We start from the raw sequence: 21,915 nt of genomic DNA, 5'->3' as shown, positions 1-21,915 counted from the left end.
ACTGGCAATACACCCGCCCTTCCCCGCCGGCAGTGCGAGGAAACCGTTTCCACTGCTGTCTAACCGGGCCCGCAAGTGCCCCGGGCGGCTTGCAGGTACGGGCTCAGCTGCCTGGAAGAATCAGGCGCCCAGCGGGCGTTTTCATGCCTTGGAGTCTGGATAGGTTCCGTAAGTTCCCAGTAACAATTCCGCATCAATGCTTCATTGAGGAATGAAATCCGACGCCGTAGGCACTGCCGAAGGCGCCGAAACCAGCTGAGGGTGAGCTTGTGAGTTATCAAAATGTTTTCTCGACATCTACATCATTTGTCAGAATGCTGGCTTTTCTACCGCAAATTGGCGGTTCTGCTTAACTGGACGCGTTCTATTGACTTCACCACCCCCTCCTATATTCTCCAGAGACGGGACCAGCGCACGGCGTAGGGCGCCAGACAAAAACGAAGGAATACGATACATATGGGATCTTCCGCAAAAAGCCGACCCAAATGGGTTCGTTCATTCCAAATGGCCACGGCGTCACTGGCTCTGGTGGCGGGAAGCATGGGCGGCGCTGCCACACCGGCGCTGGCAGCTGAAACGGCACCCGCTGCCGAGGGTAACGAAACCTTCCGGATTGCCACCGCGGGGTTCGTGGACTCGTTCAACCCATTTACGTCGATCTACTTATTGCCGACTAATTCCATCCGTTACATGTACGAAAGCCTCGTCCAGAATGATGCCAAGGACGGCTCTCCAACGGCTGGCCTCGCACAGGACTGGGAATCCACCCCGGACGGAATGCAATGGACCTTCACGCTGAATGACGGGCTGAAGTGGTCCGACGGGGAGCCAATCACCTCCGAGGACGTTAAATGGACATACGAGCAGATGATGACCATTCCTGCCATGGGCACTGCTAACGGCAACCTGGTTTCGAACTTTGAATCCATTGACACGCCCGATGACAAGACCGTCGTGATCAACCTCAAGACCCCCCAGGCCCCGAACCCGGGAACCGAGATCCCCGTGGTCCCGGAACATGTCTGGTCGGAAATCTCCGATCCCACCACCTATCCGAACGACAAGGACGTAGTCGGCTCCGGACCCTACTTGCTGGAAAGCTACCAGGCGAACCAGTCGATCGATCTGAAGGCGAACCCCAATTTCTGGCGGGGGGCGCCGAATATTGGTGCAATCCAGTACGTCTACTACACGAACTCGGACGCCCAGCTGCAGGCCCTGCGCGCAGGAGAGGTCGATTTCGTCACAGGCCTAACGCCCACGCAGTTCAAGGCCTTGGAAAATGAAGCAAACATCACCACCCAGGCCGGGGAAGGCCGCCGCTTCACCGGCATCGGGATCAATTCCGGCTCCGAAACCCCGGAAGGTGTCGCCTACGGAACCGGCCACACCGGCCTGCAGGACAAGGCGGTGCGCGAGGCCATGCGTTTGGGCATCGACACCGAATCCCTGCTGACACAGGTGCTCGGCGACTACGGCACCCCTGCAACCAGCTTCATCCCCTCCGCCTTCGCCCAGTGGCACCTGCCGAACGATGACAGCGCCATTGTGGGGTTCGATCCAGAGGTTGCCAAGAAAACTCTCGACGATGCCGGTTGGGTTGCGGACAGCAACGGAATACGTTCCAAGAACGGCGAAACGCTCGAACTGCGGCTGCTCGTGGACGCGGCCAGCTCCAACGAGCAGTCAATGTCCGAATACCTCGTTCCCTGGATGAAAGACATCGGCATCGCGCTTGTTGTGGAGTCGACCGACTCCGATACCATCTCGGACAAGACCGCCAAGGGTGACTACGATCTGTACTTCACGGGGTGGAGTGTGAATCCGGATCCCGACTACCAGTTGGGTATAAACACCTGCGCTTCGCGTCCGGACGCCGAAGGCAACGGGGCAACCAGCCAGGATGGCTACTGCAACCCGGAATTTGACCGGATGTTCGCGGAACAGCACTCAGAACTCGATGCCGAAAAACGTGCCTCCATTGTTCATGACATGCTCCGGATGCATTACACGGACGCGGCTCAGATCACCCTTTGGTATCCGCGCTCCCTCGAGGCTTACCGTTCCGACCGTTTCACCGGCTTCACGCTTCAGCCGGAACAGAACGGCATCATCGCCAACCAGGCCGGTTACTGGGGCTTCCTGACCGTCGACAGTGTCCAGTCCGCCCAGGTTGAAAGCTCCGACGGAAACACCGGCCTCTGGGTCGGGCTCGGAGCCCTGGCTGTCGTCGTTATCGGCGGCGTCGCCTTCGCCCTGAACCGCCGCAAATCCGCGGGTGACCGCGAGTAGCTCTCCCGTTCGATGGCAGGGTCGGCGTAGTGCAACAAAGTGCGCCGGCCCTGCCGTCAGTTCGGACCGGTCTGACTCCTGAAAGAAGAAGAGAGCGCTGATATGTCCGCTGCAACAGCACCCATTGGGGCGGTGAAGGCAGAACAGGAATCACCTGACCAGGTCGATTCCTCCTTTATCCGCTACGCGGCGTCCAAGGCGGGCGGTGCACTGATTAGCTTCGCCATGGTCATTCTGCTCGGGTTCTTCGCCTTCCGTATCCTGCCCGGCGACCCGGTCCGCCGAATCGCCCAGGAACGACCGATGAGTCCTGAACAAATTGCCGAGTTGCGCAGCCAGTATGGGCTGGATAAACCGCTCCCTGCCCAGTTCTGGGATTACATAGTCAATATCTTCAGCGGCAACCTGGGTGAGAGTTATGTTTACCGCAAGGCGGTCAGTTCGCTCATCGCTGAGTACATCGGCCCCACTCTGGTGCTGACGGCCACCGCTGCCCTAGTGGCCATCGTCCTCGGGCTGTGGCTGGGCCAGCACGCCGCTTGGAAACGCGGCTCCTGGTTTGACCGGGCGGCCACGGGGATTTCCCTGGTGTTCTGGTCCGTACCCACCTTCTGGCTGGGACTCATCCTGTTGATGATCTTCGGCGGAACCCTTCGCTGGTTTCCAACCGGGGGGATGGTGACGCCCGGGCTGGAGGCCAGCGGCATCGAATACGTGATCGACGTTGCCCGGCACATGGCCCTGCCGGTGGCGAGCATGGTGGCGGTCGTATATGCGCAATACCTGCTGGTGATGCGGGCATCGCTCATTGAAGAAATGTCCTCCGACTACCTGACCACGGCCCGGGCAAAGGGCCTCCGGGACGATCTGGTCCGCCGACGGCATGCCGTGCCAAATGCAATGCTCCCAACCGTCACCCTCGTTTTCATGCACATCGGTGGACTCATTGCGGGTGCTGTCACCGTCGAAACAGTTTTCTCCTGGCCGGGTCTCGGCAAGCTGACCTACGAGGCCATCAGCGGACCGGACATGCCGCTGCTGCAAGGTACCTTCGTGGTCTTTTCGACCATCATCATCATCATGAACCTGGTTGCCGACCTGGTCTACCGCCAGCTTGACCCGAGAGTGAGGCGGTCATGAGCACCGAAACCGCACGGAACCGCAAGCCGCAGGCCCAACTTTCACGCCGCCAAATTGTCCGCCGGCGCCGCCTGGCAGCGGCCGCCAACGTCTGGAAGCAGTTCTGCCGGAGCAAGACCGGCCTGCTGGGGGCAGTATTCCTGTCAGTGGTAATCCTGGCTGCCATTTTCGCCCCTGTGCTCGCCCCCCGATCCATGCTGGACGTCACCCTGTTGATGGACCAGCCGCGCTTCGCTCCCCCCTCCTGGGAGCACCCGCTGGGGACCGACCACCAGGGCCGGGAACTTTGGGTCCGGATGCTGTGGGGAGCCCGCGTGTCGCTGATCGTCGGCATCGCCGCCACCGCCATGTCGATGTTCATCGGCACACTGGTTGGCATGGCAGCCGGGCACTTCACCGGGCTGACCGCAGGGGTCATCATGCGTTTCGTTGACTTCTTCCTGGTGCTGCCTTCCCTCATCCTGGCGATTGTCCTGTCCTCGGTGCTCTCCCGCGGCGTCCTGACAATCGTCATCGCCATCGGGGTGACGTCATGGGCGGGCACAGCACGTGTGGTCCGCGCACAAACACTCTCTGTCGAGTCCCGGCCCTACATTGAACGGTCGAGGGCGCTCGGAGCCGGGCACCTGCACATCATTATGAAACACCTTTTCCCGGCGGTGCTTCCCCTGGTCATGGCCAACACGACGCTGACTGTGGGCTCGGCAATCATCGCCGAATCGACTCTGGCGTTCCTCGGGCTGGGCGACACGACCCAGCAATCCTGGGGAACCATCCTAAAGAACGCCATGGACGTCTCGGCGGCAACCAGCGGCTACTGGTGGTATGTCATCATCCCGGGCCTGGCCATCCTGCTGGTGGTGCTGGCATTCACCCTGGTGGGCCGTGCCTTTGAATCAATCACCAACCCCACCATGAGGAGCCGGTAGACATGCCAGATCTCGTCTTCGACAACGTCTCCATCAGCTACTCCACCACCGGCAGCGGCCGCGGGGTGATCCAAGCCGTCAAGAACGTAAGCCTGGCCCTTCCGGCAGGCGAAACACTGGGCGTAGCCGGCGAATCGGGATCCGGGAAGTCGACGCTCGCCATGAGCGTCCTCCGGCTGCTTCCCTCCAATGCCCGCGTCGACGGCAACGTGCTGGTCGGCGACAAGAACATCGCCGACCTGACCTTCGGGCAACTGCGCGCCGTCCGATGGTCCGAGGCCTCCATCGTGTTCCAGGGCGCTATGCACTCGCTAAACCCGGTGCAGATGGTCGGAGTACAGATCATTGAGGCCCTGGAACTGCATGTGAAAGGCAGCTGGAATACCGAGGCTTCCCGCCGGCAGCGCCTGGGCGATTTGCTGCGGCAGGTCGACGTCGACCCGGCGAAAGCCAAGTCCTACCCGCACCAGCTCTCGGGCGGACAGAAGCAGCGCGTCATGATCGCCATGGCACTGGCATGCGAGCCGGACATTATCATCGCCGATGAACCGACCACTGCCCTGGACGTCATCGTTCAGGCCCAGGTACTGCAGGTACTGAAGGAACTGGTCACCGGCCGCGGCATCTCGCTGCTGATGATCAGCCACGACCTTTCCGTCCTGGCGGCCGCCTGCGAGCGGATAGCCGTAATGCGGGGAGGGGAAGTGATTGAGGTCGGCGACTCCCGGCAGATCTGCACGAACCCCCAGGCCGCATACACCAAACAGCTGGCCGATGCGTTCCCTGAGATAGGCGACCCCGAATCCCGGCTCAACCCAGTGACCCGCCGGGACTACGCCAAACCCGCAGCAACACCGTCGGCAGTAAGCGGCGAGGTTCTCCTCGAAGCCAAGAACCTGAACGTCACCTTCCACACCGGTGGAAGAACGGTTCGGGCAGTACGGAACGTGGACCTGCAAATCCACCGCGGTGAGATCCTGGCCCTGGTGGGCCAGTCCGGTTCCGGCAAGTCGACCCTTGCCCGCACCCTGCTCGGTCTGGAGCTGCCGGATTCAGGAGGTGAAATCCTGTACGGCGGCAAACAGCTGGGCCGCACCACCCGGCAGCTGCGCGCATTCCGCAAGGAGGTCCAGCTGATCCTCCAGGACCCCAGCGCGTCGCTGAACCCAAAGCTTTCAGTCTACGAATCAGTGGCCGAGGGCCTGCGGATCCAGAAGTACCCGGGCGATGAACGCGAACAGGTGATCCGCAGCCTGGAGAACGCGGAGCTGATCCCCGGCGAGGACTACTTCGGTGCCATTCCGCAGGAGCTCTCCGGCGGACAGCGCCAGCGCGTAGTGATTGCCGGTGCCTTGGCCATGGACCCGCAGATGCTCATCGCGGATGAGCCCGTCGCTTCCCTCGATGCCTCAGCACGCGGCGAGGTCCTGGCCCTGCTGCTGAACCTCAAGCGCAGCCTGGGCCTCTCGGCTCTGGTCATCACCCACGACCTGGGCCTGGCCTGGAATATTGCCGATACCGTGGCCGTCATGGTGGACGGCGAAATTGTCGAGAGAGGACCTGCCGAACAGGTGCTCCTGGATCCGAAACACGAGTACACGAAGCGGCTGCTCGCCGCCGCCCCGATGATCCACCGGGACCTCGAATCCGGTGCCCCCGTCCGAACCGCGGAAGGCGGCAGCACCTCATGACCTTTACGCTGCCCGAACTCGATGACCGGGTCACCTGGTCCATACATATTCTGGACGCCGATACCCGACAGGTGGCGGCGACCCACCACTCCGACACCGTGTGCCGGACCGCCAGCATTGGGAAGGTGTTCCTGCTCATCGACGTCGCCCGCCGCATAGTCGACGGGCGGCTGGACCCGCACCGGTTGATCGAGATCCCCGAAGAGCACGTCGTCGAGGATTCCGGCTTGCTCTACCGCATGTTCGAACAGCGCATCACGGCCTACGACGCTGCTCTGCTGGTCGGCGCTGTCAGCGACAATCTGGCTACCAACGCCCTCATCCACCTCTGCGGGCTCGACTCCGTCCACGCCGTGGCTGCGGAACTCGGATACAAGGACACCGCGCTCCTGGACTACATCCGCAACGAACGTGGTCCCGGCCTGCCCTGGACCCCGTCCTACGGGACAGCGGCTGAGCTCAGCGACCTGATGATTCGGCTCAATCGGGATGAAATCCTGAACAAATCAGTCTGCGGGCTGGTGAGCCGATGGTTGGCCGCGGACACTGACACCTCGATGGTCGCTGCCGGGTTCCTTCTCGATCCGCTAGCCCATGATGAGCCCGAGTACCAGGGCATGGAGCTGCGGCATAAGACCGGCAGTACGAGCTTCGCGCGCGCTGACATCGGAATTCTCAACGGTCCGGCGCGCAGTGTGGCCTATGCGGTTGCTGCGAATTGGAGCGATGAATCCGGAGACTTGCGGGCACTGGTGCTCGGGGCCATGCACCGGATCGGTGATTCCATCCGGGTGCTCGTCACCGGTCTGCCATGACCCGGCGACACCTGCCGATGGAGGCATAAGAGCATGGAGCGCCAACAGATTCTCGACCGCTTGGATAGCCCCGGCATCGCGTGGTCCGTGAGCGCCTTCGACATTGATTCCGGTGCCGAGGTCCTCTCATATGAGCCGGACCGGGCGCTGGATACCGCCAGCGTCGGCAAGGTCTTCCTGCTGCATTCGGTCCTCAGGCTCGAAGCAGAGGGCCGCCTCAACCTCGATGAGCAGGTCACCCGCCGACCGAACGAGTGGATGGACAACTCCGGGCTGTGGCACCAGCTGCAGGCCGGGACCCTGAGTATCTATGACATCTGCACACTGATTGGTGCGGTCAGCGACAATGCAGCCACCAACACCATGTGCCGGAGGGTCGGCCTGGACGTCATCCACGCACACACCAGGGAGCTGGGAATACGTTCCTCTTCCCTGAATGACATCGTGCGGTGGCCGGTCCCGGCCGGGTTTCCGACTAGCCTTTCCACCGGCTGCGCCACGGAGCTCAGCGGTTTCGTCTCCCGTCTGGCCCGCAACGAACTGCTCGACGCAGCCGGATGCGACACACTGCGGCGGTGGCTGGGTGCCGGCGTGGATTGCTCCATGGTGGCTTCCACCTTCAACTTCGATCCGCTGGCCCATGACTACTATGACCGCGGACTGTGGCTGTGGAACAAGACGGGAACGACCAGCAGCGTGCGCGCCGACATTGGCGTGCTGTCGACGTCCGAAAGCCGGGTGGCCTATGCGGTGCTAGCGAACTGGGAACGGGGCAGCGACCACCGTGATGCGGCCATGGACGCAATGCGCGACGTCGGTGTGCTGCTTCGCGGGCATGTTCAGGGCAGCGCATGACCGGCCCGGCTCCCCGGATACGCTTTCATGATCTGGGCAGGGACCCCGGTTTCGCTGCCGGAACTCTTGCGGGTCTCGTGTCCGGGGACAACGGAGCGCTGCGCATCGACGACACAACGGCGGGCGCGACCGGCCCGGCGAGTCCCCGGCCCATCCCCCCGGAGAGCGGCGACCAGCGCGGTGTGTCGACCTCTCCTGTTATTGAAACCGGCTTCCCGGCCGGCGAGGCTGTTCTCTCGTGGCATGCCGTTACACCCACCGCAACCTGGCTGGAAGCCGCCTTACGGGTCCGGGGGGCGGACGGGTGCTGGAGCAGATGGTTCGTTCTGGGCCACTGGGCGGGCGGCGACGACTTCGCATCGGGCGATATCCGGCGAACCACCATCGACGGACAGTCTGACCCTGCCGGCCGGGTGCTGAACGACACGTTCCGTGCTGCGCAGGACCGCCCCTTCCATGCTTTCCAGGTCCGGGCAACGCTGGTGCGGCCCGCCGGCTCGACTGCCCCGGTGCAGCTGGCGGCCCTGTATGCCATGGTCAGCGCACCGCCGTCGGACGATCTGAAACCGACCAGTGCCTTCACACTGGACAAGGGACTCGCACTAGATGTCCCGCGCTTCCCGCAGATGATCCATGCCGGCTGCTACCCGGCGTTCGCCGGCGGGGGTGCTGCCTGGTGCTCCCCCACCGCCACCAGCATGGTGCTGTATTACTGGGGCCGGAAGGTCGGGGCCGAGGTGCTCGAGTCCATCGAGGCGCCCCAGGGCGACCCGCACATCATTTGGGCGGCGCAGGGCGTCTATGACCATGGCTACGAGGGGACCGGGAACTGGGCGTTCAATGCTGCTTATGCCGCCGGGTTCGGGCTTCGGGCCTTTGTCACGCGTTTGCGTTCCCTCGCCGAAGCCGAAGCTTTCATTGCCCTCGGAATTCCGTTGGTCGTTTCGGTTTCATTCACCAGGGAGGAACTCCCGCAGGCCGGTTATGACACGGACGGGCACCTGTTGGTGATCTCGGGGTTCACCGGGGAGGGAAACGTCATCGTCAATGATCCCGGCGCCGCCTCGAGCGGCGAGGTGCGGCGCGAGCTGGACCGGGCACCCTTCGAGAGCGCCTGGTTGAAGGGAAGCGCAGGCATCACCTATGTCTTTCACCCTCCCGGCGTGCCGTTGCCCCCGTCACCCGGGGAGCCCAATTGGTAACCCCCGTACTGCCCCCGGTAGCGCTCCGGCGCCTAACGCTGCAGAAGCGCGGCCAGCAGCGCGGTGCGGCGGTAAAGGTCCGGGAGCAAAAAGTGTTCATCCGCTGCGTGAGACCCTGCACCGGCCGGCCCGAAGCCGTCGATCGTGGGAACCCCCAGGGCTCCCACGAGGTTGGTGTCCCCGGCTCCGGCTGCCGGTCGTCCGGTGGCGTCCCAGCCAAAGCCTTCGGCCAGGAGCGACACTTCCCGGAGCAGCGCCGCGTCGGCGCTGGTGGCTTTCCAAGCGGGGCGGCTGCTGAGCACCTTGGTAGTCACCACGGCACCCCTCCGTACGGGCGCCAAATCCGCAAACCGCTCCAGGACCGCATGCTCCGTGACGGCATCCAGGAATCGGAGCCCAATTTCAGCACTGGCCTGGCCGGGCACCACATTGGCCCGGGTCCCTCCGGAAACAGTCCCGACATTGAACAGGACCGGAGCCGAGAGCGAGGCTTCCTCGACAATTCCGCGGAGAACGAGGAGCTGGTCGACGAGTTCGTCGATCGCCGAGACACCCTTGTCGGGGTCAAGCGCGGCATGCGCTTCATGGCCAGTGACTTCCACGTGGATCCGGGTGGATCCGCGGCGGCCGACTTTGAAGGCACCATCCGGGTGCGGGGATTCGAAGCCGATGGCCCCGGCCGCTCCTGCCACGGCCCGGCGCACAAGGTCCTGGGAGGTCGGGGAACCGATTTCCTCGTCCGCGTTAATCAGGATGCGCACACTGCGGCGGGGACGGCCTTTCAGGAGTTCCAGTGCCGAGAGGATCATGACCAGCCCGCTTTTCATGTCGAACGCTCCCGGCCCTCGGACCACCCCGTCCTGCACCGACCAGGGCAGGCTCGTGTCCAGGGTTCCGCTGGGCCATACGGTGTCGGAATGTCCGATGAGCAGCAGCGGGGCTTCGTCCGTGGTTCCCGGGGCTTCGATCAGCAAGTGGGTTCCTGCCTCGGCGCGGACGGTTTCGATCTGCACGTCGAGGGCGCCGAACCATTCGATCAGCACGTCCGTGATCCGGGTGCTCGCCTCCCGGTCCCCCGAGGGCGACTCGATCTCCACCAAGTGCCTGACCCGCTCCAGAATCAGGTTTTCACGACGGGCAACAGCAGATCGCATTTCATCTGGCGTCAAAATGACCCCTCAGGATAAGAAACGTATATTGCAGAAAGTAACTGACAAACATGCTGAAACATAGCATGCAGCTAGCCCGCCCTCGGAGTTTACGGATCACATCATGACCAGAATGAATGAACTGCGGAGCTGGTCCTTACCAACGGGCCAGAAGTGCTTCAGCGGACTGCTCACGAGCCACGACGCGTTCCAAGAAGCCAACGACCTCTACAGCAGAGTCTTTGGCTACGAAGCAAAGGGGTATGGCCTAAACATGAACTTGTTGAGCGCCCTGGTGCGCAACGGCGGCTCAGCGGTCGGCATCTGCAACGAGGAGTCGAGTTTGATCGGTTTCGCCTACGGGTTCACCGGCTTGGACGGCGGTATGCCCTACCACTACTCGCAGGCCACCGTAATTGACCCGCGTTACCAGGGCCAGGGGTGCGGCCGGATCCTGAAAAACTGCCAGCGCGATCTCACGCTGCGCCAGGGAGTCCGGGCCATGCGGTGGACCTTCGATCCGATGCTCGCTCGAAACGCGCACTTCAACCTGAACTCGCTGGGCGCCCGTGGAATCGACTTCATCGAGAACTATTACGGGCGGGAGAACACAGACCGGATCCTCGTCGAATGGAAGTTTGGGCCCGGTTCCGAACATTCCGAACCCAAACAGATGCCCGTTCCTCCCGAAGGCCTGCAGAACGAGGAATTCGGTGCGCTGATCCCCGACGGGGAGGCCTACTGGATACCGGTGCCGGCCGGGCTCCCGGCAGACGGCGACCCCTACGGCAGCCAGGCCCGGACCCGCGGACGGTTGGCATCGAGCCTGAAGGACATCTTCGACGCCGGCTTTACTCTCGTCAGTTGCATGCCTGCAGGGCAGCTGACTTCCGCTTACCTGGCCAGCAGGGACCGTCCGGAAGGAAAATGATGCAGGAGCAACCAGGCACCGCGGATCCCGGGAAACCTCTTGACCAGGATTATGAGCTGAATCGTTCGCTTGAGTCGCCGGAGGACCGTTTCGGCGTGCGGCTGAGGAAGAATTTTTCAGCGGAGGGACTCCAGGAAAGGCTCATGGAAACCGAGACTGCATCCCTGGCCAATTCCTTCACCCATTTGCGCTACAGCGGGGCCGTGCCGCAATCCGCGGCCATCATTCTTGGCGCCCGGCGGAAATACATTGCCGGAGAGGGCAAGTCCTCTGCCTACGCCGCCCTCTTGAATGCCGATTTGGCCTCAACGCTGTCCAACGTGTTCCTGATCGACGGACACTCCCTGAACCCGCTGGACGTCCTCAGCGATGTGCGCAGCTCGGATGTCCTGATCTTGTTTTCGTTGCGCCGGTACCGGAAGGAAACAGTGATGCTGGGCAGGCTCTTCCAACAGGCCGGCGGACGCCTGGTGGTGATCACCGACAGCGAGGACTCGCCCCTGGCCCGGAACGCCGCCGCGCTGATCGCGCTCAATGCCGGTTCTGCCTCCTACGCCGATTCGCCCACCTCCATAGCGGCGGTGTGTCATTTGTTGAGCACGCTGACGGCGGCCAGCGCAAAAGGTGCCCGTCGCCGGCTCGGCACCCGCGGCGCCATAGGAAAATCCATGGGCCTCTACTTCGATCCGACCGATGAAAATGAAAAGGGTTTTTCATGAAGATCACCCGTGTCCGCCTGTTCGAGGTGGAGTTGCCGCTCGTCCACAGCTTCCAAACCAGCTCGCATAAGAAGTCCAGCCTCACGCACATCCTGGTGGAGCTGACCGACGAGCATGATTCCACCGGCTGGGGCGAAGTCGCTTCCCCCACCCATCCATATTTCACTTCTGAAACCACTGACACCGCTTGGCTGATGGCTACCGGATACCTGGTTCAGTCCGTGCTCGGAGTCGAGTGGGAGCACCCCGGCGACGTTGACGGCTGCTGGGCCAAAATCCGCGGCCACGAATTCGCCAAGGCGGGGTTCGCCGGTGCCGCCTGGGACCTGTGGGCCAAGGCGAACAGCCAGTCGCTGGCCGCAGGGCTGGGCGGCACCCGCTCGGTGGTCCGGTCAGGAGTCTCGCTGGGCATAGAGCCGACCATCGATATCCTTCTGGACCAAGTCGACAAGCAGGTTTCAGCCGGTTACGGACGGGTCAAGCTGAAGATTGCACCGGGCTGGGACGTCCTGCCGGTTCAGGCCGTGCGCCAGGCTTACCCCGCACTCGACCTGCATGTGGACGCCAACGGTGCTTACGGCTCAGACACCTCCTCCATGGACCGGCTCGCCCAACTGGATGCGTACGGCCTGACCATGATCGAACAGCCGTTTGCCCCCCGCGACTTTCCCGCCCACGCCCGGCTGCAGGAACGCATCGCCACCGCAGTGTGCCTCGACGAGGCCGTGGTTCAACTCGACGATCTGCGGACCATGATCGCGATGAAGGCCGGCCGGGTCCTGAACATTAAGGTGTCCCGCATGGCCGGGCTGACCGTGGCCAAAGCCGCCCATGACCTGGCGTGGAACGAGGGGATCCCTGTTTGGTGCGGCGGCATGCATGAATTTGGAATAGGCCGGGCGGGTAACGTGGCGCTTTCCTCCCTCCCCAATTTCACCTTGCCCTCGGATGTTTCAGGTTCGGACAAGTACTACGCCCGGGATGTCATCACCCCGGCTATTACTGCCCGCGACGGCGCTGTCGATGTTCCCACCGGTCCGGGCATCGGGTTCGCAATCGACCATGCCTGGATAGCGCACAACCAACTGCGGTATTTCGATTCCGAAGTGCCTGCAGACCAGTCCGGACGGCAATAGGGAACCGCACATGAGAACTAGCCACTTGCCACAAATCCCCGTCATTGACGGGCACAATGATTTCCCCTGGACGGCACGCACCACGCGCGGATACTCCGTCGAGGGAATGGAGGACGACAAGCTCAGTCTGCACACCGATATTCCGGCGCTCCGGAAAGGCGGTGTTGCAGGACAGTTCTGGTCGGTGTGGGTCCACAGCGACATCGGCGGCGCAGACGCGGTCCAAGCAACGCTGGAACAGATCGACTTCGTGCACCGGATGGCTGCCCGGTACCCCGATACGTTCCGGCTAGCGTCCACCGCAGACGATGTCCGCCGGAGCATGCAGGATGGCCGCGTTGCCTCGCTGATCGGAGTCGAAGGGGGCAGCCAGATCAACGGTTCGCTGGCCGTGCTGCGCAGTTATGCACGTTTGGGTGCCCGCTACCTGACCCTGACGTGGACCTCCAGCAGCAGCTGGGCCGATTCCGCCACCGACGCCGCGGTCAATAACGGCCTCACCGCATTCGGCCGGGAAGTCATCGCCGAAATGAACCGCATCGGAATGCTGGTGGATTTGGCCCACGCCTCCGTCAAAACCATGCACGATGCCTTGGATGCATCCACCATGCCCGTGATCAACAGCCATTCCGGCGCCTATGCGGTCAACCCCCATCCGCGCAATGTCCCCGATGACGTGATCCGACGTGTGGCCGCGGCCGGAGGTGTCCACATGGTGACTTTCGTACCCTCATTCATGTGTCCGGAGCGCCGCGCATGGGTGGTAGCCGGTCAAAAGGGCCCGATGCCGCCGGTGGATGTCCGCACCGTAGCAGACCATATTGACCATGTGCGGTCCGTCGCCGGCATCAACGGAGTTGGCCTGGGCGGTGACTTCGACGGTACTGACGCGATGCCGGAGGGGCTGGACACGGTTGCCGGCTATCCGAACCTCTTCGCTGAACTGTCGCACCGCGGGTGGGACAACGATGACCTTCGCAAACTTGCTTCCGGAAACGTCCTACGAGTGCTCGCGGGTGCAGATGACGACTACCGCTCTTTCGTGCGGGCCGGAACCAACTGAGTGGGAGCAATCATGGAAAATGACAATCCGTCCGACCCGCCGAAAGTGCTCGTGGTGGTTAACTCCCGCCAGAGCGGGTTGCGCCGCCTGGAACCTTGGTTCCGCGATGCCGGCCTTGACCTGGACATCAGGTTCGGCGGCGACGGGCTGCCCGAAACCCTGGCGGCTTTCGACGGCCTGGTAATGCTCGGCGGCGGGCTGATGCCCGATGACTACGAACAAGCTCCCTGGCTCCCTCGGGAACGCAGGTTGGCGCAGCAGGCCATTGCCGGGGACATTCCGACGCTGGGGATCTGCTTGGGCGGGCAGTTACTGGCCGACGTTGCCCGAGGAGAGGTGAAACGGAATGACGGAACGCCGGAACGGGGCGCCGTACGTATTCGGGTGACGGACGAGGGAGCCTTGGATACGGTCATATCCGCCTTTGCCCCGGAGGCTTTCCTCATTGAAAACCACCAGGACCGGATCACTGCTCTGCCGGCAGGCGCCGTCCTCCTCGCGTCCAGCTCGGACTGCACCAATCAGGCATTCCGGTTGGGCGAACGCGTTTGGGGGTTGCAGTTTCACCCGGAGGTACAGGCGGAAGAACTCAGGAACTGGGACGACGCTGCTCTGGCCGAGCAGGGGCTGAGCCTCGGTCAACTCGTCGAGGCAGCTCTTACCCACGACACCGACAGCGCCGGCCGCTGCGCCGCCATGGCCTCCGCGTTTGCCGTCCATGTCTGGGAAAACCAGGCTCATCGAGTGGGCTGAGGACTTTCAACGGGCCGGGCTCAGGCAAGTGCACCCATCGGATCCCATGCCGGAAGGACCAGCGGCTCCCTGGACAGGGCATCTTTTAAAGGCCCGGTAAGACGTGACTTATTCACCACGACTTCAAAAACGTACTCGTCGAACCATGAGTCGTCCATGGTGCAGAATCCCTTGTCGAACTTTTCGCTGCCCCAGCTGTTTTCGACGCGCCAGCGCCGAGGCCGCCCATTAACGAGGTCGACACCAGTGAAGAGCATGGCATGGGTCATTTCAGAATCCCGGTAACGCACCCGGTCTTCCTTCGTGGACACCAAGTCGACCCCGTAGACGCCCGAATAGTCGAACAGGTCACCGGCCCATACTCCGTCCTTCTCAGACATCTGCGGGGAAACATCGCATCCAAACCACACCGGTTCACCATCCACAATTGCTGCTGCCGCAAGCTCCCGCATGACTTCAATATCGGCATTGAGGTAAAGCACCGGATTTCCGCCAACGACATTTCCCAGATAATCCACCGTCAGCGGTGTGTTTTTAGGGTGCTCCGGACGCGGATCGTCAACGAGGCATACGTAGTCATCCAAATTCATGTCGGTGAATTTCCGCAGAAACTCCTGCGGGGTGAAGGTGCCGGCGTTGCAGTATTTCTTGTTGTCATCATTCCAGGCCCATTCGAAATCCTTCGGCGGTGTTCCCAGATGGATGGTCAGGATCGCGTGGAAATCCCTGAGTATCCGTTCCTTATGTGCTGCCACCTGCTCCGGCAGCGCACCGGCAGTGATTGCCTCCCGCAGGACCCCGGCTTCCTTGCGCAGGTGGCTGCTCAGGGACTTGTTCATTGCGGAGGTATTCGAGGATGACTCCGTTTCGGGCATGACCTCCTTCGGCACCGCACCGTGCTTGGTGAAGATGCTAACGGCCATATTCCACTGACCGCCGTCATTCATGACGTTGCCCAGCAGAAAGGAAAGAAGCCGGTCATCGACGCTTCGGCCGGAAAGCGTGATCATATCTTCCAGGAAGGCGTTGGCCCGTTCCAGCTTGTCCCAGTACATGGCGTGGTTCTGGCTGAATTCGAAGTTTTTGAGCGACAGTTTCTTCCGGGCGTCTGCCCGAAGCAGGTTCAGCGCAGCAAAGAGCCAGCACCGGCCGCTTTTTTTCTGATCAACAGCTTCCCAGTCATCGAGTCTGTGTGAAATGCTTCCGGGCACGGAGAGCAAACGGGAACGGTTCAGGGCAATGTCGTTGATCGCGACCGATGTCACTGCATTCTGTGCACGCAGACGCCGGGGATCGGAGGCAAACCCCTCGTCGAAAGCCTGCACCGTAGCCGGGCTCAGTTCACCTTGGCGTGCAGATGGCCCGCTCATGGCCACCGTGCCTTTTTCTGCTGCATTGATCGACAAGATGCCTGCTCTCTTTCACTTCGGGAGGGCCATTCCGACGGCGTCAAAAAACTGAGTATACGTTTCGTCCATTTGCCACAACAAGGCTTTTCCGGACTGGCTTCTTTACGCTCCTCTTCAATTCCGGCACTCATCCGGTCATTCGCGCCGTAACGTAAGCTGGCCGCATGACTGCAACAATCGTGGTGCTGACCGAAGAGTCCCTGAACGACGTCGACATTTCCAACCTGCAGTATCTGGTGCAGGACAATCCCGCCCGGTTTGATGTGCTGGTCCCGTCGGATACCGGCCGAAATCTGCTGGTGGATGTGTTGGACAACCTGAGCCTGCTGGAATTCGCCGCTGCCTTCCGCGAGCTGACCGGAGGCAAGCAGACCAAGGAGCAGGAAACGAAGGAAGCCGAGGTGGAGCTCGCCGAATCGCTGCAGCTGCTGAAGGCGTCGGGCTTGGAGGCCACCGGTTCGGTTACCGGTGAGGATCCCGTGCAGGCGGTGGTGGCCGCGGCGAAGGCCTCGGATGCGCAGCAGGTTGTGGTCATCACCACTCCGCATGCCGTGGAGGACACGTTCCGCACTGACTGGGCGAATGAGGCGCAGGACCGGCTGGGAGTCCCGGTGCTGCACCTGTATTCCGGTTCGGGATTTATTGGCGACTCTTAAGCGTTGACGCGACTATGACTGAAGACACCGCCGGAACCGTACCGGTACAAAAGACAGATGACCAGTGGCGCGAGGAACTGAGCCCGGAGGAATTCCAGGTTCTGCGCAAGGCCGGAACCGAACGCCCCTACACCGGTGAATACTGGGATACCAAGACCGCAGGCGTGTACCAGTGCCGGGCCTGCGGCAGCGAGCTGTTCACCTCGAGTGAGAAGTTTGATTCGCACTGCGGCTGGCCCTCCTTCTTCGCACCGCTGGCCGAGGGCAAGGTCCGCTACATCCACGACCGCAGCATGGGCATGGACCGCGTCGAGGTCCGTTGCGCCAACTGCGACTCGCACATGGGCCATCTGTTCGAGGGCGAGGGTTTTGACACCCCCACTGACCAGCGATTCTGCATCAACTCCGTCTCCGTGAAGCTGGTTCCCGCAGCCGCAGGCTCCGACACGGGTTCCGCCGACGGCACGCAGCACGACGCCGCCAAGTAGGAGTTCATGGAACACGGCGTTTTCCCCGGCGAGCTGGTTCCCTCGCCGGAGGTGACCGACGAGGCGATCAACAGCTACCGCCTGCTGAGCGCCGACATTGCCTCCGGTGTGGCCGTGGTGTCCACACGGCTGCGCGGCCGGGACTACGCGGCCACGGTCAGCGGCTTCCTCTCCGTGTCCTACGATCCGCCAACGCTGCTGGTGAGCCTCTTCGCCGAAGCACGGATCGCCGAGGCCGTGGTGGAGAGCGGCACCTGGGCGCTGAGCCTGCTCTCCGCCCGCCAGCGCGGCACGGCAAACTGGCTGGCAAGCCCCGGTTCGCCGCTGGAAGGCCTGCTCAGCCAGGTGGACTACGGCCGCGGGCCAGTCACCGATGCTGCCATCATCGACGGGTGCATCGCCTGGTTCGAGGTGCGCACCACTCAGGTTACGACGGCGGCCACCCACCAACTGGTTGTCGGCGAAGTGGTGGCGATGGGCCGGCGGGCCACGCCCGACGACGAGGCGGACCCGCTGGTGCACTTCGCCTCCGCCTATGCCCGGCTGGGGTAAGCGGGTAGCGTTCTGTCCCTGCCCGGCGGGACCGGCGTTTTTGCCGGTCCCCGCCGGGGCCTGGGCCTCGACCATTGTTTCCGTCCGGGGCCAACCGTAACCTCGAATGACAGGGGACGTAACGCAGGAGCCGCAGAATTCCACTGGCTCCTCGACAGCCCGGACATCGGCCTGAACCACCGGCCGCACCAGGAGACACCATGGGCACTGAGCAGTATCACGAGCCGCCATCCGAACTTCCCGCAGAGACCCGAACCTTCGCCAGGATGTGCGCCAGCCTGAGCGAAGAAGCAGAAGCCATTGGCTGGTATGTCCAGCGGATCGCTGTGGAACCCGATGCCCAGTCCCGCGCGATCATGCACGATTCCCTGGGCGAAGAGTTCAAGCACTTCAGCATGGAACTGGAGTTTTTGCTCCGCCGGACTCCGCTGTGGCGGGAGATCGCCCACGGCATCCTCTTCACCGACGGCGACATTGTGCAGCACGGTGAGGCGTCCGAGGCCGAAGCCACCGAAGGCGAGCCCGATGCCTCCGGCAGCTAGGCCGGGTTCCCGGCACGCACGTCCGGCGGCTAGGCCGGCTCCCCTGCACTCAGCCCTACTGCTTGACCAGGAGGTGTTTCGATGGCACGCAACAGTTTGCTGGACAGGTTCCGGCCCGTTGGATCACCGGGACCGGCAGGCCCTGCCGGAGTTCCCGCCACCGACGACGAGGGGCCGGAAGCGGAACTCGTCCCGGTGTTCGAAGCCCTGGATCCGACCATCCGCGAGGCGCAAGAGCTGACCAACGACGCCTCAGTGCGGGCAGCAGACACCGTGGCACGGGCACGGGCTCAGGCAGCCGCCCTGGTGGAACAAGCGCGGATTGACAGCGGTGCCGTACGTGCCGCCGCAGCGGAAAAGGTGTCCAGCGAGGCCGAAGCCGCCGACACGGAGATGCTCCGGCAGGCAACTGAGGAAGCGGCAGAACTGAAGGAGCGCGGTGAAGCCCGGATGCCCGAACTCGCTTCGGTGATAGTAGCGGATCTGGTGCAGGATCTCCTCGGCTCCGGGAACACCTTCCCATGAGATCCGATTGGGTAGCTGCATCGGTGCGGGCGCGCTCCATGGCACAGCGCCGGGTCGGGGCCGGAACCTGCCGCAGCATCGCCGCGGCTCCCGGACTGCAGGCCGGCCTCGGCCGGCTGGCCGACACGGTGTACGGAGAAGAGCTGAACGGGGCCCGCACGCTCACCGAGGCACACCGCGCCACCCGCAGAACTGTCCTCTGGCAACTGCGGGTACTGGCCGGATGGCTTCCCGCCGGAGGAACCCGCCTGATCCGCGCCGCGGCAGCAGCCTTTGAAGCCGACAACATCCTCGCCCTGGACCTTGTCCTCCGCCGCCAGGAGGCCGGAGCCAACGACGGCGACGCCGCAGCGGACTTTGACCTCGGAGGGCTCGCAACAGCCTGGCCGCGCCTTCGGACCGCGTCAACATCCGAAGAGCTGCAGGCGGCGCTGGCCTCGTCGCCCTGGGGCGATCCGGGACCGGACTCCGCGCTGCCCGATGTGCTGACCGCCGTCTGGCTGCGTCGGCTCACCGCGGAAGCCGCAGCAGTGCGGCCCTGGGCGGCAGCTGCGGCTGCACTGATCTGCGCCCGGCTGCTCCTGGTGGACGGGACCGCGCCGGCTGACCGGCTGGTCGCTCTGCTTCGCCCACTCCTGGGCACCGCTTGGAGCAGCACCGGCGTCCGGGAAACGCGTCCCTCCCAACCCCACACGTCTGAACCTGGCAACTCTGAAACGCGCAATTCTGAAACCCTGACTCCGGAAACCCTGCGCAGCACGCTTCCCCCGTCTGCAGCGCAGGCTCTGGCGGGCATCGACCGAAGCGCCGATCTGTGGCGGGCCGAGGCCGCGCTGGCTGTGCGCATTGAAACCGACGGATTTTCCCTGCTTCGGGCCGGGTTGCCCGGGCCGGACGTGGTCCTCGGTGCCATGACAGTACTTGCGGCCGATGCCTGGCGGGTCCGGGCGGCGTTGGCCGCTGCAGCGGTGAACGCCGGAGCCAGCGAGGTGCTGGATGCCGTGGCGTGAAGCGCTGAGCCCGGTGCGGATGGAGCGCATAGCACTGGTCGCCCCACTGGCGGCCCGGCACGAGATGCTGGCCGAGGTGGCCCGCAGCTCCGCCGTCGAACTCGACCTGCCGTACGAGCCCGGCACCGGACCCGAAGAGATCGACCGGGCGGCAGACGCCGCCGTCGTGCACGGTTCGGTGGCAGCGCTGGTGGGATGGTCACCGACGCAGCGCTTGACCGAGCTGCAGGCGGCGCTGGAACCGCACGGGGCCTCCGCCGTCCCGCTCCGGCGTCCGCGCGGAGTGCAGCCGCCCACGCTTCTGACCGGTGACGAACCGCGCCGGAAGCAGGTGCCGGTCCTCTCCCGCCTGCTCGTGGACACCTACACCACGGTTCCGTACGCCGATCTCGACCCCGCGCGGATTGCAGGTGTGGCGTATGTGGTGATGTTCGGCATGATGTTCGGCGACGCCGGGCAGGGCGCACTGCTTGTAATTGCCGGCCTGCTGCTGCGGTTCCTGCCCCGGCTGCAGCGCTTCCGCCGCACCTGGCTGTTCATCACCGGCGCCGGACTTGCCGCAGTGTTTTTCGGGATCCTCTACGGTGAATTCTTCGGTCCCACGGGCGTGCTGCCGGTGCTGTGGCTGGAACCGTTGGAGGAACCCATCCCGCTGCTGGTCGCGGCGCTGGTGCTGGGTGCTGTGCTGCTGGCCGGCTCCTACGTTCTGGGCACCATCAACCGGGTCCGCGAGGGAGGATGGGGCTACGCCCTGTACGCCAGATCCGGGTTGGCCGGCGCCCTGCTGTTTACGGCCATCGGACTGGTTGCCTGGGGGCTGCTGGCCTCGGCTCCGGTGATCCTGGTGGTCGCCGGCGTGGTGGCCCTGCTGGCGCTGGTGCTGATGTTCATCGGGCTGTTTGCCGAGTCCGGCGGCGGGCCGACCGGAGGCCTGCAGGCCTCCGTGGAGCTGGTGGACAGCGTGGTGCAGCTGGGCTCGAACCTGGTGTCCTTCACCCGGCTCGCCGCCTTCGGCCTCACGCACGCCGCGCTGATGATGGTCGTCTGGCAGGCCACCACCGCGTTGTGGGCGCCGGACTGGCGGGCGGCGGCCGCCGTCGTCGTCTTCATCATCGGCAACGCCCTGACCTTTGCCTTGGAGGGCCTGGTCGCCGGAATCCAGGCCCTGCGGCTCGAGTACTACGAGCTGTTCTCCCGCGTTTTCCAAGACGAAGGCAGACGGTTCCGGCCCTGGAATCCGGATCCGGACGCCGACCAGAGCTCCGGGCAAGTATCCGTTCCCCCAGCTGAAAGGCACCTCCCATGAATCCCTGGCTTGCCGGCCTTCCGCTGGTCCTCCTTCTCGCTGTCCTGCTCACGCTCGGCGCCGTTGTGCTGCTGCGGCGCAACAGACGCACCGGCGTCAAGGCGCTGCTCGGCCTCAACGCCGTGCTGATGGCCGGGGCGCTCGCCCTCTTTGCCGCAGCATTGAATGCCGCGCCCGCCAGTGCGGGGGCGGGCGACGGCGGAGCCGCAGCCACCGCCGTCGCCGCGGCAACCGAGGGAAGCGACAGCAGCGGCGCGGCCCTGATCGGAGCCGCGATTGCGGTGGCGGGGTCCTCCATTGGCGCAGCCATCGCCGTGGCCTACACCGGGTCCGCGGCGCTGGCGGCGATGAGCGAAAGACCCGAAATTTTCGGCCGCGCCATGGTGGTGGTGGGGCTGGCCGAGGGCATCGCCATTTACGGGCTGATTATTTCGATCATCCTGATCGGACAGGCATGAGCAGCCCGGAGGCTGCCGGCTCGGTGGCGGGCCGAGCGGGCGCCGGCACGGTGGCGGCATTGGGCGAACCGGCCCTGCTGCAGGGGTTCCGGCTCGCCGGCGCGGTCCTGTATCCGGCCGCCGGACCGGAGCAGGTGCACTCCGCGTGGGCGAGCCTGCCGGATTCGGTGCTGGCTGTCGTCCTGACGCCGGCTGCCGCGGCTATCCTTGCCGCGGAACTGGCCGATTCGGCCTCTCCCTTGACCGCAGTGCTGCCTGATTCCGCTCCTCCCTTGACCGCGGTGCTGCCCTGATG

Annotated in this window: 23 protein-coding genes; 21 read left to right on the top strand and 2 right to left on the bottom strand. The window is 63.8% G+C overall.

Features of this window, described 5'->3' with window-relative positions; all coding sequences use genetic code 11:
- The first annotated feature begins 504 nt into the window (after positions 1-504).
- The 7 genes from QNO00_RS12405 to QNO00_RS12375 all read left to right on the top strand — a co-directional run bounded on the left by QNO00_RS12405 (position 505) and on the right by QNO00_RS12375 (position 8,924).
- Positions 505-2,292, top strand: coding sequence for an ABC transporter substrate-binding protein (locus tag QNO00_RS12405; protein ID WP_229966844.1), 1,788 nt, complete (start codon positions 505-507; stop codon positions 2,290-2,292).
- A 102-nt stretch (positions 2,293-2,394) separates the two neighbouring features.
- The gene (locus tag QNO00_RS12400) at positions 2,395-3,432 is read left to right on the top strand and encodes an ABC transporter permease (protein ID WP_229966845.1); all 1,038 of its coding nucleotides are present in this window, start codon (positions 2,395-2,397) and stop codon (positions 3,430-3,432) included.
- The gene (locus tag QNO00_RS12395) at positions 3,429-4,361 is read left to right on the top strand and encodes an ABC transporter permease (RefSeq protein ID WP_284024705.1); all 933 of its coding nucleotides are present in this window, start codon (positions 3,429-3,431) and stop codon (positions 4,359-4,361) included. Before QNO00_RS12400 ends, QNO00_RS12395 begins: the two co-directional genes overlap by 4 nt.
- A gap of 2 nt (positions 4,362-4,363) precedes the next feature.
- Entirely contained in the window at positions 4,364-6,052 is a 1,689-nt protein-coding gene (locus tag QNO00_RS12390) for an ATP-binding cassette domain-containing protein (RefSeq protein WP_284024704.1), read from the top strand.
- Positions 6,049-6,867 (top strand): serine hydrolase, encoded by an 819-nt coding sequence (locus QNO00_RS12385; RefSeq protein ID WP_229966848.1) that lies wholly within the window; start codon positions 6,049-6,051, stop codon positions 6,865-6,867. Before QNO00_RS12390 ends, QNO00_RS12385 begins: the two co-directional genes overlap by 4 nt.
- A 33-nt stretch (positions 6,868-6,900) precedes the next feature.
- Positions 6,901-7,722 carry a serine hydrolase gene (locus tag QNO00_RS12380; protein WP_229966849.1) on the top strand — a complete coding sequence of 274 codons (822 nt, stop codon included), beginning with the start codon at positions 6,901-6,903 and terminating at the stop codon, positions 7,720-7,722.
- Positions 7,719-8,924 carry a C39 family peptidase gene (locus QNO00_RS12375; protein ID WP_284024703.1) on the top strand — a complete coding sequence of 402 codons (1,206 nt, stop codon included), beginning with the start codon at positions 7,719-7,721 and terminating at the stop codon, positions 8,922-8,924. Before QNO00_RS12380 ends, QNO00_RS12375 begins: the two co-directional genes overlap by 4 nt.
- 32 nt (positions 8,925-8,956) lie before the next feature.
- Here QNO00_RS12375 and QNO00_RS12370 read toward each other — a convergent pair whose 3' ends face one another.
- A complete protein-coding gene (locus tag QNO00_RS12370) occupies positions 8,957-10,078 on the bottom strand; it encodes a M20/M25/M40 family metallo-hydrolase (RefSeq protein WP_284024702.1) in 1,122 nt (373 codons plus the stop codon).
- 118 nt (positions 10,079-10,196) lie between these two features.
- On the opposite strand from QNO00_RS12370, the gene QNO00_RS12365 reads away from it, so the two are divergent.
- The 5 genes from QNO00_RS12365 (at position 10,197) to QNO00_RS12345 (ending at position 14,674) form a co-directional block, all read left to right on the top strand.
- Entirely contained in the window at positions 10,197-11,003 is an 807-nt protein-coding gene (locus QNO00_RS12365) for a hypothetical protein (protein WP_284024701.1), read from the top strand.
- Between the two features lie 143 nt (positions 11,004-11,146).
- On the top strand, positions 11,147-11,722 hold the full coding sequence (locus QNO00_RS12360) for a MurR/RpiR family transcriptional regulator (protein ID WP_284024700.1): 576 nt from the start codon (positions 11,147-11,149) through the stop codon (positions 11,720-11,722).
- Entirely contained in the window at positions 11,719-12,858 is a 1,140-nt protein-coding gene (gene menC, locus QNO00_RS12355; RefSeq protein WP_284024699.1) for an o-succinylbenzoate synthase, read from the top strand. Before QNO00_RS12360 ends, menC begins: the two co-directional genes overlap by 4 nt.
- Positions 12,859-12,883: 25 nt before the next feature.
- Entirely contained in the window at positions 12,884-13,921 is a 1,038-nt protein-coding gene (locus QNO00_RS12350) for a dipeptidase (RefSeq protein ID WP_284024698.1), read from the top strand.
- 12 nt (positions 13,922-13,933) lie between these two features.
- Positions 13,934-14,674, top strand: coding sequence for a type 1 glutamine amidotransferase (locus tag QNO00_RS12345; protein ID WP_284024697.1), 741 nt, complete (start codon positions 13,934-13,936; stop codon positions 14,672-14,674).
- Positions 14,675-14,694: 20 nt separating this feature from the next.
- On the opposite strand, the gene QNO00_RS12340 is transcribed toward QNO00_RS12345, so the two are convergent.
- The gene (locus tag QNO00_RS12340; RefSeq protein WP_284024696.1) at positions 14,695-16,080 is read right to left on the bottom strand and encodes a C1 family peptidase; all 1,386 of its coding nucleotides are present in this window, start codon (positions 16,078-16,080) and stop codon (positions 14,695-14,697) included.
- Between the two features lie 167 nt (positions 16,081-16,247).
- Here QNO00_RS12340 and QNO00_RS12335 point away from each other — a divergent pair, with 167 nt between their 5' ends.
- The 9 genes from QNO00_RS12335 to QNO00_RS12295 all read left to right on the top strand — a co-directional run bounded on the left by QNO00_RS12335 (position 16,248) and on the right by QNO00_RS12295 (position 21,913).
- Positions 16,248-16,739 carry a hypothetical protein gene (locus tag QNO00_RS12335; RefSeq protein WP_229966858.1) on the top strand — a complete coding sequence of 164 codons (492 nt, stop codon included), beginning with the start codon at positions 16,248-16,250 and terminating at the stop codon, positions 16,737-16,739.
- Between the two features lie 14 nt (positions 16,740-16,753).
- Entirely contained in the window at positions 16,754-17,227 is a 474-nt protein-coding gene (gene msrB, locus QNO00_RS12330) for a peptide-methionine (R)-S-oxide reductase MsrB (protein ID WP_229966859.1), read from the top strand.
- A gap of 6 nt (positions 17,228-17,233) precedes the next feature.
- Positions 17,234-17,779: a flavin reductase family protein gene (locus QNO00_RS12325; RefSeq protein ID WP_229966860.1), complete on the top strand. Its 546-nt coding sequence runs from the start codon at positions 17,234-17,236 to the stop codon at positions 17,777-17,779.
- Positions 17,780-17,979: 200 nt separating this feature from the next.
- Complete coding sequence (locus QNO00_RS12320) at positions 17,980-18,321, top strand: ferritin family protein (protein WP_229966861.1); 342 nt, start codon at positions 17,980-17,982, stop codon at positions 18,319-18,321.
- Positions 18,322-18,402: 81 nt separating this feature from the next.
- Positions 18,403-18,846 (top strand): hypothetical protein, encoded by a 444-nt coding sequence (locus tag QNO00_RS12315; RefSeq protein ID WP_284024695.1) that lies wholly within the window; start codon positions 18,403-18,405, stop codon positions 18,844-18,846.
- A complete protein-coding gene (locus tag QNO00_RS12310) occupies positions 18,843-19,856 on the top strand; it encodes a hypothetical protein (protein WP_284024694.1) in 1,014 nt (337 codons plus the stop codon). Before QNO00_RS12315 ends, QNO00_RS12310 begins: the two co-directional genes overlap by 4 nt.
- A complete protein-coding gene (locus QNO00_RS12305; RefSeq protein ID WP_284024693.1) occupies positions 19,843-21,162 on the top strand; it encodes a V-type ATPase 116kDa subunit family protein in 1,320 nt (439 codons plus the stop codon). Before QNO00_RS12310 ends, QNO00_RS12305 begins: the two co-directional genes overlap by 14 nt.
- A complete protein-coding gene (locus tag QNO00_RS12300) occupies positions 21,159-21,620 on the top strand; it encodes an ATP synthase subunit C (RefSeq protein ID WP_284024692.1) in 462 nt (153 codons plus the stop codon). The genes QNO00_RS12305 and QNO00_RS12300 overlap by 4 nt, the downstream gene beginning before the upstream one ends.
- Complete coding sequence (locus tag QNO00_RS12295; protein ID WP_284024691.1) at positions 21,617-21,913, top strand: hypothetical protein; 297 nt, start codon at positions 21,617-21,619, stop codon at positions 21,911-21,913. The genes QNO00_RS12300 and QNO00_RS12295 overlap by 4 nt, the downstream gene beginning before the upstream one ends.
- Positions 21,914-21,915: the final 2 nt, after the last annotated feature.

This window comes from Arthrobacter sp. zg-Y1219, from assembly GCF_030125545.1.
Taxonomy (GTDB): Bacteria; Actinomycetota; Actinomycetes; order Actinomycetales; family Micrococcaceae; genus Arthrobacter_B.
Note: the sequence above shows the minus strand (reverse complement) of the source record. Positions and strands in the feature narration are given on the sequence as shown.